This window comes from Paenibacillus sp. 1011MAR3C5 (assembly GCF_003591485.1).
Taxonomy (GTDB): Bacteria; Bacillota; Bacilli; order Paenibacillales; family Paenibacillaceae; genus Pristimantibacillus.
This window is the reverse complement of record NZ_QZCF01000011.1, coordinates 87,811-100,510: the sequence shown is the minus strand read 5'-3', so window position 1 is coordinate 100,510 and position 12,700 is coordinate 87,811. Positions and strand designations below refer to the sequence as shown.

At 51.9% G+C, this 12,700-nt stretch carries 11 protein-coding genes; 2 read left to right on the top strand and 9 right to left on the bottom strand.

All coding sequences use genetic code 11. The features are described 5' to 3' along the window. The first annotated feature begins 1 nt into the window (after window position 1). Both D3P07_RS24345 and D3P07_RS24340 read left to right on the top strand, forming a co-directional pair. Entirely contained in the window at window positions 2-1,042 is a 1,041-nt protein-coding gene (locus tag D3P07_RS24345; RefSeq protein WP_119803220.1) for an alpha/beta hydrolase family protein, read from the top strand. Window positions 1,043-1,099: 57 nt separating this feature from the next. Then, complete coding sequence (locus tag D3P07_RS24340) at window positions 1,100-2,542, top strand: extracellular solute-binding protein (protein ID WP_119803218.1); 1,443 nt, start codon at window positions 1,100-1,102, stop codon at window positions 2,540-2,542. A gap of 176 nt (window positions 2,543-2,718) precedes the next feature. On the opposite strand, the gene D3P07_RS24335 is transcribed toward D3P07_RS24340, so the two are convergent. The 9 genes from D3P07_RS24335 to D3P07_RS24295 all read right to left on the bottom strand — a co-directional run bounded on the left by D3P07_RS24335 (window position 2,719) and on the right by D3P07_RS24295 (window position 12,700). After that, the gene (locus D3P07_RS24335; RefSeq protein ID WP_119803216.1) at window positions 2,719-3,858 is read right to left on the bottom strand and encodes a toxic anion resistance protein; all 1,140 of its coding nucleotides are present in this window, start codon (window positions 3,856-3,858) and stop codon (window positions 2,719-2,721) included. Between the two features lie 66 nt (window positions 3,859-3,924). Next, complete coding sequence (locus tag D3P07_RS24330) at window positions 3,925-5,613, bottom strand: vWA domain-containing protein (protein WP_119803214.1); 1,689 nt, start codon at window positions 5,611-5,613, stop codon at window positions 3,925-3,927. A 13-nt stretch (window positions 5,614-5,626) separates the two neighbouring features. Beyond that, window positions 5,627-6,373: a hypothetical protein gene (locus D3P07_RS24325; protein ID WP_119803212.1), complete on the bottom strand. Its 747-nt coding sequence runs from the start codon at window positions 6,371-6,373 to the stop codon at window positions 5,627-5,629. A 312-nt stretch (window positions 6,374-6,685) separates the two neighbouring features. Continuing rightward, window positions 6,686-7,717, bottom strand: a complete 1,032-nt coding sequence (locus tag D3P07_RS24320) for a linear amide C-N hydrolase (protein ID WP_119803210.1) — start codon at window positions 7,715-7,717, stop codon at window positions 6,686-6,688. Continuing rightward, window positions 7,718-8,221, bottom strand: coding sequence for a helix-turn-helix domain-containing protein (locus D3P07_RS24315; protein WP_259391680.1), 504 nt, complete (start codon window positions 8,219-8,221; stop codon window positions 7,718-7,720). It abuts the gene before it with no gap. Between the two features lie 135 nt (window positions 8,222-8,356). Further along, the gene (locus D3P07_RS24310) at window positions 8,357-9,502 is read right to left on the bottom strand and encodes an efflux RND transporter periplasmic adaptor subunit (protein ID WP_119803206.1); all 1,146 of its coding nucleotides are present in this window, start codon (window positions 9,500-9,502) and stop codon (window positions 8,357-8,359) included. A 22-nt stretch (window positions 9,503-9,524) separates the two neighbouring features. Beyond that, a complete protein-coding gene (locus tag D3P07_RS24305) occupies window positions 9,525-10,337 on the bottom strand; it encodes a carbohydrate ABC transporter permease (protein WP_119803310.1) in 813 nt (270 codons plus the stop codon). Window positions 10,338-10,419: 82 nt separating this feature from the next. After that, window positions 10,420-11,301: a carbohydrate ABC transporter permease gene (locus D3P07_RS24300; RefSeq protein ID WP_182914493.1), complete on the bottom strand. Its 882-nt coding sequence runs from the start codon at window positions 11,299-11,301 to the stop codon at window positions 10,420-10,422. Next, window positions 11,294-12,700 carry an ABC transporter substrate-binding protein gene (locus D3P07_RS24295; protein WP_182914492.1) on the bottom strand — a complete coding sequence of 469 codons (1,407 nt, stop codon included), beginning with the start codon at window positions 12,698-12,700 and terminating at the stop codon, window positions 11,294-11,296. Before D3P07_RS24295 ends, D3P07_RS24300 begins: the two co-directional genes overlap by 8 nt.

The window sequence follows — 12,700 nt, the reverse complement described above, 5'->3', positions numbered from 1 at the left end:
CATGCGTTATCCGCTGTCTCAATTAACGGAGAAGACCTTTCCAAGCTTGCTTCAAGGCATAGAGAACCGCCAGAGTTGGGAGGTGAAACGGAACGACATCGCAGCTGTATGGCAGCGCTATATCGGATGGATGCCCGCTCCGATCCCTCCGCAGCATGTCATTCACTCCGAGCATCACGAGGCCGATCACATCCGGGTTCACCTGTCTTATGCGACAGGATTCGGAGATCGTGTGACGGCTTACTTGCTTATCCCAGGCCAAACGCACCCTTCTGCCGATGAGAAGCGTTATCCTGCCATGCTGGCGCTGCATCCGACAGACCAAAAGGGAAAGGCGGATATTGCAACCGAAGCGGGCCGGGAGGGCCGCAGATATGCACTGGAGCTTGTCGCCAGAGGATATGTCGTGCTTGCTCCAGATACGATTACAGCAGGCGAGCGAATCTATGAGGGGGCTGAGCCGTTCCAGACCGCTCCCTTCTATTCGTCCTACCCGGAATCTACCGCTGTCGGCAAAATGATTCACGACCATCAGCAAGGCCTCACCCTGCTGCAAGCTCTTCCTTATGTCGATCCGGATCGGATCGGCGCTATTGGCCATTCGCTAGGCGGTTATAACGCCTACTTCCTGGCCGCTGTAGATGAGCGGGTCAAAGCCGTTGTATCGAGCTGCGGATTCTGCCCCTTCATGCAGGACCCTACTCCGAATCGCTGGGGACAGCGCGAATGGTTCTCTCATATTCCGAGGCTGACGGAGGATCTGAACGCTGGATACGTACCATTCGAATTTCACGAAATTATGGCGCTCATGGCGCCAAGACCGATCTTCAATTGGTTTACTCAGAATGATGCGATCTTCCCGAACTGGCAAGCTGCCTCTTTCGCTTCACTTGATATTCATCGCTTATATCAATGGCTGGGCAGCGCAGAACGCTATATGTCCCTGCTAGGCAATGAAGGACATGACTTCCCCGAGCCGATTCGCGGCATAAGCTATCAGTTCCTGGATCGTTGGTTGAAGGAGGAAACTAGTATAAATTAGAAATAGGCTAGTATATAATAGAAAGAAGCTGATATAAAGTTATAGGAGCGGATTGTTGTGTTACGTAGAAGAGATGATTTCATGGAGCGGTATCAGAAATTCAAGGATGATCTCCGCGGTGAAATTTTAAGCGGGAATATTAAGCCTGATGAATTTATCCTACCTGAGAATACTTTGAGCGAGCAATATCAGCTTAGCCGCGTATCCGTACGCAAAGTACTTGCAGAGCTCGTCGAAGAAGGTCTCATAGAAAAAATATCCGGCAAAGGAAACCGGGTCATCGCTCCGAATAACGGTCTTGCCGTCAGAGAAACGATCAAGCTTGCGTGGTTTTCGACCTCCTATGAAATCGATATCGTACGCGAGATTATCAACCAATATAAAGCCTCACAACCCTTCGCGGACATTGAGCTTTCGATCATCACAGAGTCCGGCTATATGGATACAATCGTCCAGCTCATGGAGAATGGCGATGGACCGGATGTGTTCATGGTGTCCGACAGTCAGTTCCGCGAATTGCTGGACCTGGAGAAGATGCATTTGATCCAGCCTTACATCTCGCCTGAGCTGCAGCCCGATAAGGACAGCTATCCCAAAATATTCGAATTGTTCGAATGGGAGGGCCAGTCGATGATTACGCCTTTCCTGTTCTCGCCAGTAGTCATCTGCTACAATGAAGGGCTATTCGGCCAGGCAGGTATCGGAAGCGATTATCCTATTCATAACTGGGACACCCTGCTCGATGCAGCGAAGAAGCTTACGGCTGACCTGGACGAGGATGACCGGATCGAGCATTATGGCTTCTGCTTCTCCTCATCTCCGCACCGCTGGCCTGTGTTCATGCTGCAGAATGATGGGAGCTTGGCGTCATCCCATGAGGCCGCCAATATTGACAATGCCAATACGATCGAGGCACTGCAATTTTGCCTGGATTTAATGTATAAAGAAAAGGTTTCCCCCATCTATTCTCATGGAAGCGAGTACCTGGCGGAGGCATTGTTCGTCAAGGAACGCGTAGCCATGATCTTGAGTACGTACTATTTCATGAATGAATTCAGAGGAAACGCGCTGCCTTGGAACGTCCGCCCTGTCCCGAAGGAGAAGTCCGATGGGACGCTGCTGCTTGGCGGAGGGCTCGCCATCAATAAGAACAGCCAGCGGCTTAAGCTCGCGCAAAGCTTCGTCGATTATATGGTAGGAGCCGAAGCGCAGTCGCTGCTCAAGAAGCAAGGCTGCACCATACCGGCACGGAAGGAAATCGCGGAAGACGATTCATTGCTTAATCCGCAGATCCATCCCAAGGACTACAATATCTTCAAAGATATATTGCCTAATGCGAAGACGCTGCTGGAGCTGAAGCTGACGAACAGCGAGGTCAATCTGCTGAAAGATGAGATGCAGTTGATGTGGATGAACATGGAGAGCCCTCAAGACGCTTGCAGCCGCATCGAAGGTCTCATTAACGATCGGCGCAAGGAACAAGCTGCAACTAACGTCTAGCCCAATTGTCTGCTCCGATAAAGATCGTAACGATAACCTTCCTCCAGATGAATGGAGGGAGGTTTTCTCATTCTAATGTCTATATGCGTCATTTAATGAAAAAAGGAGCGCATCAGCGCCCCTTTCCTTTGGGTCCTTAATCATGTATGGTCTTAATCATTGATCACTTGAATGGATTATAGCCCCAGCTTCTGCCCCTTCTCCAAACGCTGAATCTGCTGTTCACCGCTGTCAGCCAGCTCTCTGAACTGAGTGATGGTATCTCTCATCTTCGGCAATGCATCCTGCTTGTAGGTGCTGATCGAGTCCAAAGCCTCCAGAACATCAGAGAATGCCTGCTTCAGCGTGTCTACCGAAATGCTCGTCTCCAGCGATTGCTTATGGATCGCCGCGCCCTGATTCTTCAGCATCTTGGACGTGCCGCTAATGAGATTATCGGTTGTTTGATTTAACAGCTCGATCTTCTTCAGCACAATTCTCTGGTTATAGAGCGCGCTTGCTACCGTTACCGAAATCCTCAAAGCGGATACGGTTACGTTCCTTGCCCGGTCAACGCCGCGGATCAGCTCCTTGTTGTTCCGCATGACGACCTCGATTGCCATAATGCCTTGCTGGTTCACGACCTGCATCTGCTGCAGGTCCATCACCCGCTGGCGCAGCGGGAACAGCACTTCCTCCGTAATAAAGCGAATCTTGTCCTCCGATTCCATACGAAGCTTTGCCGCTTCTATCTGAGCCTCGATCTCCTGGTCCATGAGCACGCCGAGCTGAATTTCCTTCTGCAGACGCTTCGTCAGATCCCGCAGCGCCTGCTGCTCGAATTCAAGCGTCGTGTTGTCGTTTCTGAGGACGGTCTTGCCCTTATCCAAGGAAGTGATAATATCCGAGATGACGGCATCCGCCTTCTGGTATTTCGCAAAGTAATGACGCAGCGGATTAAAGAGCTTGCCCAGGAACCCGCCTTTGGCAAAGTCGACCGCACTAGGGTCCAAATCCTTAAGCTGCAAATGCAGCTCTGTCAGGCCTTTGGCCACTTGCCCGCCTTCATCGCCCGTCTTGGACAGCTTTCCTACGGAAACCTGCAATAGCGAGTTTTTGTCCGAGGACGACTTCATCGTGTTCATGCCGAAGCTGTCGATCGATTGTAATATTTCTTTGCGCTTCTCCAGCGACTCGATGTCGAGTGCCAGAATCGAGGATACATTGTTCTGCGCAAGCTCCTTCAGTTGGCTTACTTCCTCAGGCTCCGGCTTCACCTGCTCTTCAATCGCAGATTTTATTTCCTCCGGCTTGATCACTTCCATCGTAAACGACATGCAATCCCTCCTTAGCGAATAGGTACTCCATTTATATCAAACGCTTGCTCCAAACCTCGCTACAACTTACATCTGAACATTCAGCAGATTGCCGATTTTGTACACGACATCATCGGTGTCAGCGTTGATGCTGGCAGCTTCATTAATACTTGATATGCTCTTCAGCGCTTCGATATTAGCGTTATAGCCGATCGTATAAACCGGAATTTTATACGTCTCGATCAGACCTCTAATATCCTTAAGCGAATGGCCTTCATTCGTCTCCCCGTCACTTAGCACGAAGATGACCGGCTTCACGTCGGGATTCAGTGCCACCTCATCCTGAAGCAGCTTCATCGCAACGACGATGCCGTCGAACGTCGCCGTCCCGCCGCTTGCCTGCAGGCTGTTAATCGCTCCGACGAACATGGACTGCTGATTCGTATCGTACTTCGCAATCGGAAGATTAATGGACACGTCGCTGGAATAGGACACAAATCCGATGCTATTGTCGCGGCCGAGATACTTCTGTCCCTGCAAGAGCGATTCCTTCAAGCGGTTCAGCGGCTCGCCGTCCATGCTGCCGGATACATCGGCTACGAATACGGCTGCGATCGGCTTGCTTCCGTCCTTCTTCTCTTTCCACAATCTTTGTGCAGATAATAGCGTACCGCCATCAACCGCCTCCAGCTCCGACTGGTATTCCTCCAGGCCGTTGAAGCCCTTCTCTGTCCCGAGCTTCTGGTTCTTATCCTGGGCAACGAAATCCGCGAACGCCTTAATGATATCCAGCTTCTCCTTCGGCAGATCTCCAAGCGCGTACAGCGGGCTGTCATGCCTTACGCCGAACGGCGTAAACACATAACCGCTCTTCAGATCCGCTGCATTCACATATGTCTGGTATTCCAGAACGAAGGAGTCCAGCATGCCCGTCTTGGCCGCGTCACGCATCTGGATCGTCGTCGAGGCGATAAACGGCACATTCGCCTGGAAGCGCTCGAACCCTTGCACCGCAGTCTCTCCAAGCAAATCCGTATGATCGAATGTTCTGAGTGAAGTCACAAGGAAATTAAGGCCTGTCGAGCTTGCAAAAGGATCGGTATAGCCCATGGACAGCTCATTGTCCGCGATTGCATCCGTAATGGTTTTTACATTAATCGATCCGTACTTCTCAACCAGCTCATCGTACTTCGCTTTACGTGTAACGATGCCCGTCACGTTGCCGACGAGGCGCTTGGAGACTAGCTCGGCCGATATCCCCTCGGCCTTCACCATCTCTCCCCACAGCTCATTGGATGGCGTGAACGCATCCGGAACATATTTGCCCGACCGTATATAATCCGTGGCTGTGCCTGAAGCAATATTGCGAATCTTGACGGATACAGGCTTGCCGTTCACCTGCGCATTCGATTGATTGAAAGCCTCCGCCACTTCATTCAGCCAGCCGTCGATGCCGGTACCGGACTTCTCCGTGGAGGAGAAAATCTCGACGAAGCTGTCTGTCGTATTCTCGACCGAAACCGCAAACTTCGAGATATCCGGCAAGGAATCGCCGACCGCAACCGGATCAAGGTCGATCTGACCCTTCACTGGCTCAACGTTATTGACGTTAATATTTTTGTACAGCTTATCCAGGCGCTTGCCCGCGTCTTCCGTGTTCACCTGCGAATCCGACTTGCCCAGATTAGAGGTTAATGTAATTCCTGCATATACGAGTCCAAAAACAACAGCGGCTATAGCAATTAGTACAAAAAACGCCTTGCCTTTGTTTGCCATGTCCCACTCCCCCTTATTGCTTATAAAATTTAGTTTGTTTTATGAGCTGATCGATTTCCTTCATGCAAGGCATATCATCCACATCACGGTAATCCGTGCTGCCCAGCAAGGAAATCTCCAGCAGCAATTTGTCCAGCTTCAGCAAAATCTCCTCATTGACCCCCAGGTATCCGGACATATGAGCCATGTATTCCTGATAGAGCGCCGCCTTCTCCTGCACCAGCCTGTTCGAGAAGAGACCTGGCTTGTGCTGTTGGCCGGCAAAGCTGGCGAACTCTTGGGCGTCAAAGACGCTAAGCTTGTTCAGGATACCGCGAATATTCAGATAAAACAGCTTGCGAACCTCATCAATAACCGAAATAAACTTCTTGTAGCTTAATTCCGAGGGGTCGAATCGTTGCTCCAGCACATCAAGCAGCGTATCCTTCTTCTTATCGATCCGATCGAGCTGATCCAGAGCAAGGGCGATTTCTTTCTTTAAGCCCTTCACATTGCGGAACTGTGCAAGCGCAGCTACATAATCCTCATGTGTCCTAACCTCTCTTACAGGCGGCACATACGGAGGTTTAATGAGCAGCGTGTAGCTTCCATACAGAAGCACCAAAAAGCTGACAACCAGCAGCGTAATGCCGGAGGCCGTCTCCAGTACGCTGTCGCCTCCAATCTCGACCCCCAGCAGCCCTGGGGACAATACTGCGATGTTCAGTACTACGATTCCGATTATTAATCCAAGCAGCTTAACCGCCTTGGCGCTATTCATCCGATACACCCCCTCCATTCCATCGAATGGGCTCTCCGAGCACTGAGTGGAACCATTATCCATCTCTCCATAAAACTAATTACGTGCAACGTCCCAGATCGATGCAAAATTTACAAAGCAACATAGTTCTGCCAGTCCGCATCCCTTAGTTATTTTAGCAGAGTTTACCTGGATTGGCTCCTTAATTTTACAGGACGATCTGCAGTTTGCTCATAAGCTGTCGAACACTTGGAAGAGTAGAATAAGCGATTCGCCAAATAAAAAAACGCCTCAAGCCCTTGATGGGCTTAAGACATATCCTCGTTCGCAATTCTATAACTCTCTCTTCTCTGCCGCTTCCTCATAGGAGTCTGGTATAGCTGACAGGAACTCCAGCATCTCATCCGACAGGCTCCAGCCGAATGCTTCTGTCAGAACCGGGTCCCGGAAGAAGGATTGGACTACTCGAAAGTTAAGCGACTGATCATAAGGCATCAGATGACTCCCTCTGTCACCTTCCTCCGGCTGATGGAGATCAAGGGCCAGCGTTCTAGCCCCCGGCGAGAAGTCCAGGTGCGTCATCTCAATCCTCTTCAGTGCCGGATATCGCTTTGTTCTAAAATAGAGCCTTTTGTCCGCAATGTCATACACGAGGCTGTATGCCGTATCCTCTCTTCCCGCGGCCATCAGCGCGTTCAGCATATATGCCGTCCTGGACTCTCTGCCTGACGGCACAGGCAATGATGCCGCAGCAGCAGCGATGGTGAAGCGCTCCATGGAGTTCCGCGCGTAATCATCATCAGATCGCTGCCAATGATTCCGCGTATCGGCCAGATCGGCCAGCGCTTCGCGATAAGGCGTATTCGCCAGAATCGTCTTCGGCAGCGACTCCTTGTCATACACCTTCAACTCACCGTCCACATATTCGAGGACTGCGCACTCTCCTAGCGCGTCGCCCATTATATAGTGAAGCCGGGACATGGGCTCGGCGATACGTACCCGGGCAGCCAGCTCAATAGCCTCCTGCACGTTTTCGCATGTATCCAGCAATAGCTGAATCAACGGCAATTCACCAATCGCAGGAAACGCCCCAACTTCAGGGTAGAATGAACTCCATAACGTCGTCTGCTCCACGACTAGGCCCGCCTCATTCATCCCCCCATTCGGGTATTCCTTGCCTACCTGAGACACGGTAATGCTTCCGAAACGCGATATCCAATTCATCGGCTTCGCCGGAGGCATGACCATCGCTTTTTTGGCAACCTGACGGCTATTGGTGAACAGATACGCCCCATCGTAAGGGACATCCTGATTTTTGCCCAGCATCTTCACGGTATCCCTGCTCAAGTAAATGGCCGTGCTCATCTACGAACCCTCCCTCTTCAGCTTGCGGATCAACTCATCGACATGTCCCGCTTCCAGCACATCCAGCACCTCATCAATAATTGAACGAATCTGATGATCCCCCTGCCGCAGCAGCTCTGCTGCTCTAGCCAGTCGAATCTCATCCTCCCTCTCCCGCCTGAGCCCTTTCTGCTTCTCGTAATAAGGCTCCATATCCTCACGCTCCGCGCCAGCGGCTTCCAGTGCGGCGATCTTCTGCTCTACAAGCCGCATATGGAGCTCGATCCGTCCAAGCAGCGTCAGCGGCTTCGCATAATAATTCGAATCAATGAGCGCGTCTGGCACTACTCCAAAATAATGGGCAAGCTCATGAAGCCTCTCCTGCGGAATCGGCCTGCGCTTCTTGATCCAATCGGAGAACTGCTGCGGCGTAATGTTAAGCTTTCGTCCGATACCAGAATAGGACAGTTCATTCAGCATGACCAAATACTCCAATACCGTCTGTACTTGATGCGCTTCTCTCATTTTCATCACCTGCTGACATCTTTTATGACTCCAATATACGCATTGACATAATTTATGTCAATGATTTTGACGTAATTTATGTCGATTGCATCCAAAAAAAGTCCGAACTAGGTTCGGACTTCACCAATATCGTCCTTAATACCGCACCCGCATCCCATCCATCACCGGCTCGCTGCTGCTTAGAATCACACGCTGCTTGTCGAACAGCCCGGAGCTAACAGCAGTGGATGTTTCATTGGCATCAGCGATTGTAATGGATACGCGCATGGCGTAGTAGGCATTGCCCAGCGGACCTTGCTGTTCATTCAGGATATAGACGTACGCACCTTCCAGATCTTTGCGGATCGCTTCATTCGGAACAATTACGCTGTCTGTTGCCTTGGACCGCTTCAGATTCAGGCTGACCTTCTCCCCTCCGCGAAGCTCTTGGTCGCTGAGGAGCAGCCTGATCGACGCAGTCGGAGCATTCTGCCCGCCAGCGGCGCTACCCGCTCCGCTGCCTGCCCCATTCCCCGCTGAAGAATCAGCCGCAATCCATTCAGCCAATTGACCTGTAGTTACGCGGCGATTCTCGCCATCGACTTCTACCTCAAGGTCTTCTCCTGCTTGGAGCAGCTCCGCGAGCGACTGGGGAATGGCAAAGTCCGCCTGAAAGCCTCTCGCGGTACTGGATATGCGCACATCCGGAGAGCCGGAGCCGCCGAATCCCTCCTCCGCAAGCACGTCCAAGATAAGACCGTCGAACGGAGCCGTTAACCGATGATGCTCGCTCGCTTCCGACTCCAACCGTTCAATACGCCGCTTCTGATCGTCCATATCCAGCTTGGCGGTCTCAATCGCAAGCTTGGCGCTCATCTTGGCCGATACATCCTCGGACATATAGCCCAACTTGTAATTATGCTCCAGCCCCTCCATTGACATCTGCAGCTTTTTCAAAGCCGAATATTGGTCCTCCAATTGCATCTTTGCCTCCGAATCATCATATTCGACAAGCGTCTGCCCTTTTTGCACCATTTCCCCCTTTTTCACCAGCACCTTCGACACCTTCCAGCCAGCCGGATTAGCCAGCTCCTTCACCTCCGAAGGATACACCACAGATATGCCTTGATAGGCGTGAATCAGCTCGCCGCTGCTCGCCTCCACCGTGTATACCCTGGGCAGCGTCAAGGATTGCAGCGTATTCCCCGCAAGCGTCAGCAAGATGAGCAAACCTATGAATATACCGGCTGCGAGGCGGAGCTTTCTTTTTTTCGCATGCGCCGTCACCTCTTCTATCTCCACACTCCATCACTCCCAAACTCATCTACCCTTTGATGCCCGACAACTGCACGCCCTCGACAAAATAGGATTCCGCATAAAGGAACAGCAGCACCATCGGCGTCATGTATAGTACGGACGCTGCGAACGCGATGCCTCTCGCCTCCTTGTCGATATAAGACAGATAGAGGGACAGCGGCTGCTTAGAAGCCTCCTGCAAAAAAATAATCGGCTGCTCAATCATATTCCAGTAGTCGACGAACAGCAGCACGACAAGCGCCGCGAGCCCCGGCTTCGCCAGCGGCAGAACGATGCGCAGGAAAATCGTCCATTGCCCCGCTCCATCCATCTTGGCCGCCTCGGTATAGGCAGACGGAATATGAGCCATGAATTGCCGCAGCATAAAGACGCCGAACGCGCCGAAGATGCCAGGTAATATGATTGCGGCCTCGCTGTTCATCAGCCCTAGCCAGTCGATGACCAGATAATTGGGCACTAATGTCACCTGAAAAGGCATCAGCATCGTCATCAAATAGACCATGAACAGCTTATCCCTTCCCACAAACCGCAGCTTGGCGAAAGCATAAGCAGCGAGCGCAGCTACAGCGACTTGTCCCGCGATGATCGGCAAGACCATCGCCGCCGAATTCCAGAACATGCGCAAAAACTTGGGCGCAAGCACCAGCACATGCGTATACTGCTCCAACGACAACCAGTCGGGCACTATTTTCAGATTGACGAAAGCGTTATTCCCGCCCGAAGCCGTATCGACCATCTGCCCCAGCAAGCCGTAGTTCAGCCCAATCTCCCGCTCCGTCATAAGCGAATTCGTCACCGTCAGCAGAATAGGCACCAGCATCAGTACCGCGAGCGATCCGAGCCATAGCGACAGAGCCAGCCGGGGAAGCCATTCCCATCTCTTCCTCACTTGCCACTCCCCCTTACTCCATATCCTCACGGAATCGCCTCTCCACCCGAAGCATCCCCGATACAAGCAGCACAATACAGCCGACCATCAGCGTAGCGGCAGCCGTCAGCTTCTGCATATCGAGCGAAAAAAACATGTTGTTCATAAAATGCTGCAGCATATAAATGCGGTCATATGGATAATCGCCCGCCAGCAAATACGTCTCGCGAAATACCTTAAATGAATTGATGATCGAGATCAGTACGACAAAAAACATCGTGGGCGTCAAATACACAAGCGTAATGCCGAATAACTGACGCAGCCTTCCCGCTCCTTCAATTCTCGCCGTCTCGTAATAATCTTTCGGAATCGACTGAAGTCCCGCCAGAAATAGAATCATGTTGTAGCCGATGTTCTTCCACACATACATCATGACAATGATGCCCATTGACCAATCGGATTGCAGCCAATCGACTCTCTCCTTGCCCATCGCATGCAGCCAGGCATTAAGCGTGCCGTTCCAATCAAAAAAGATTTGCCAGATCATCACGATCGAAGCCACCGGCACGACGAGCGGGATGATAAATGCGGTCCGCAGCCCATTCCGAACATACAAGCTGCGGTTCAACAGCATCGCCAGGCCGAGTGATAACACGATTAACAGAGGAACACCTGCAGCGGTGAAAAGCAGCGTATGGCCTGCCGCCTTGCGGAAGGAGCCGCTATCCAGCAGCTCCTTGTAATTGTCCAAGCCGACAAACGCGCCTCCCATTGTCCGGTCCGTGAATGATTCGTAGATGCCAAGCAGGAACGGGATCGCATAGAAGATCCCGAATCCCATTACGCTTGGGGCAAGAAACAACAGCGCGGCGGCGGCATCCCTGCGCATCCAGCGCTGCAGCTTACTCTTACTCATTCAGATAGGTAGTCGCCTTGTTCTGGATCAGCTTCGCAACAGCCTCCGCCGACTTCTGTCCGCTGAAGAAAGCCATCGTCTCCTGATAGACGATCTCCTCGATTTTGTCCGATTGATACGCTACGGGATGAACCGCTCCGCTCACATAGCCGTTCAATCGCTCGATGCGGGCATCGTCCACCTGCACGGATGCTCCCTTGAGCGGCCCTTCCTCATGCCCCTTCACCGAACCCATCCCCTTCAACTCCTCGATGCCCTTCGCATATACGTTCTTATTAATAGGGAATCCGGCCGAAAGCGGCGAATAGGCCATTTCCTCCGACATCATAAATTTGATGAAATCCCAGGCTTCCTGTTTCACTTCAGACTTGGCATTCAGGCCGATCGTTCGGTACGAGCGGAAGTAGCCCCCAGGGGTTGTCTCCTTCGTATGCGGCTTGGCGTACAGATGCATGTTTTTGGAGAGATATTCCTGCATCGTCGTCAGGTAATCGCCTGCCGAGTTGATCTGGGTCGGAAAGAAATACGGACGCCCTTCGCCGATAACGCCCTCCTCCGACATCTTCTTCACCTGCTGCATCATCGCGATGAACGCCGCAGAATCGAAGCTCGCCTTCTTGTTTTTCACATCGACGAAGCTGGCATAATGGTCGGTCACCATCATCGTCAGCAGGCTGCCCGGAGTGGCCGCGATCACGTTCTTGAACTCTCCGTCCTTCACCAGCTTATTCCCAACCTGAGCGAAATCCTCCCAGGACCAGCTCTTGTCATCGACCTGCACGCCTGCCTTGGCAATGGCATCCGCATCGCCTGCGAAGCCCATAAGGAAGAACGAAAGCGGCATGCCGTACAACCCGCCGCCTACCTTGGCGTTATCCAAAATATTCGTAAAATAATCGTCACGCTTAAACGTCTGGTCCCGCTCGATCATCGTCTCCAGATCAATCAGCAGGCCGTTCTTCACATAACTATCGATCGGCAGCTTGTCCATCTCCAGCAGATCGGGCCCTTTTCCCGCCAGCATCGCGGTATTGACCGTCGTGGCGAACTTCTCCAGATCGGCCTCCACTTGGTCATTGTCTGTATCGATATAATCGAGCTTAATCTCAATATTAGGATGAAGCGCTTCATACCGTTTCTTGGCTTCCGCGAATTTCTCATCCTTCCAGAAGGTCGAGAATACAATGGTCTTTTTCTCACCTTTTGAGATACCTGATCCGCTGCCGTTCTGAGGAGATGGTCCCCCCTCACTATTGCCGCTGTCCGATTGCCTATCCCCAGAGGTATTCGAAGGCTGGCCGCCTGTCGCCCCATTACCCGCATCATTCGAGCCGCTGCATGCGGCCAATGCAAAAATCAACAATAAACTTGTCAGTATGCCTATAAATCTTGTTCTCAT

Coding starts and splice junctions, on each gene's coding strand:
- D3P07_RS24305 (WP_119803310.1), bottom strand. CDS start 10,337: ATGCTGGTGCCTATTCTGCTGACGGTGACGAATTCGCTTATGACGGAG.
- D3P07_RS24330 (WP_119803214.1), bottom strand. CDS start 5,613: ATGGCAAACAAAGGCAAGGCGTTTTTTGTACTAATTGCTATAGCCGCT.
- D3P07_RS24335 (WP_119803216.1), bottom strand. CDS start 3,858: ATGTCGTTTACGATGGAAGTGATCAAGCCGGAGGAAATAAAATCTGCG.
- D3P07_RS24295 (WP_182914492.1), bottom strand. CDS start 12,700: ATGAGAACAAGATTTATAGGCATACTGACAAGTTTATTGTTGATTTTT.
- D3P07_RS24315 (WP_259391680.1), bottom strand. CDS start 8,221: ATGAGAGAAGCGCATCAAGTACAGACGGTATTGGAGTATTTGGTCATG.
- D3P07_RS24320 (WP_119803210.1), bottom strand. CDS start 7,717: ATGAGCACGGCCATTTACTTGAGCAGGGATACCGTGAAGATGCTGGGC.
- D3P07_RS24345 (WP_119803220.1), top strand. CDS start 2: ATGCGTTATCCGCTGTCTCAATTAACGGAGAAGACCTTTCCAAGCTTG.
- D3P07_RS24300 (WP_182914493.1), bottom strand. CDS start 11,301: ATGAGTAAGAGTAAGCTGCAGCGCTGGATGCGCAGGGATGCCGCCGCC.
- D3P07_RS24325 (WP_119803212.1), bottom strand. CDS start 6,373: ATGAATAGCGCCAAGGCGGTTAAGCTGCTTGGATTAATAATCGGAATC.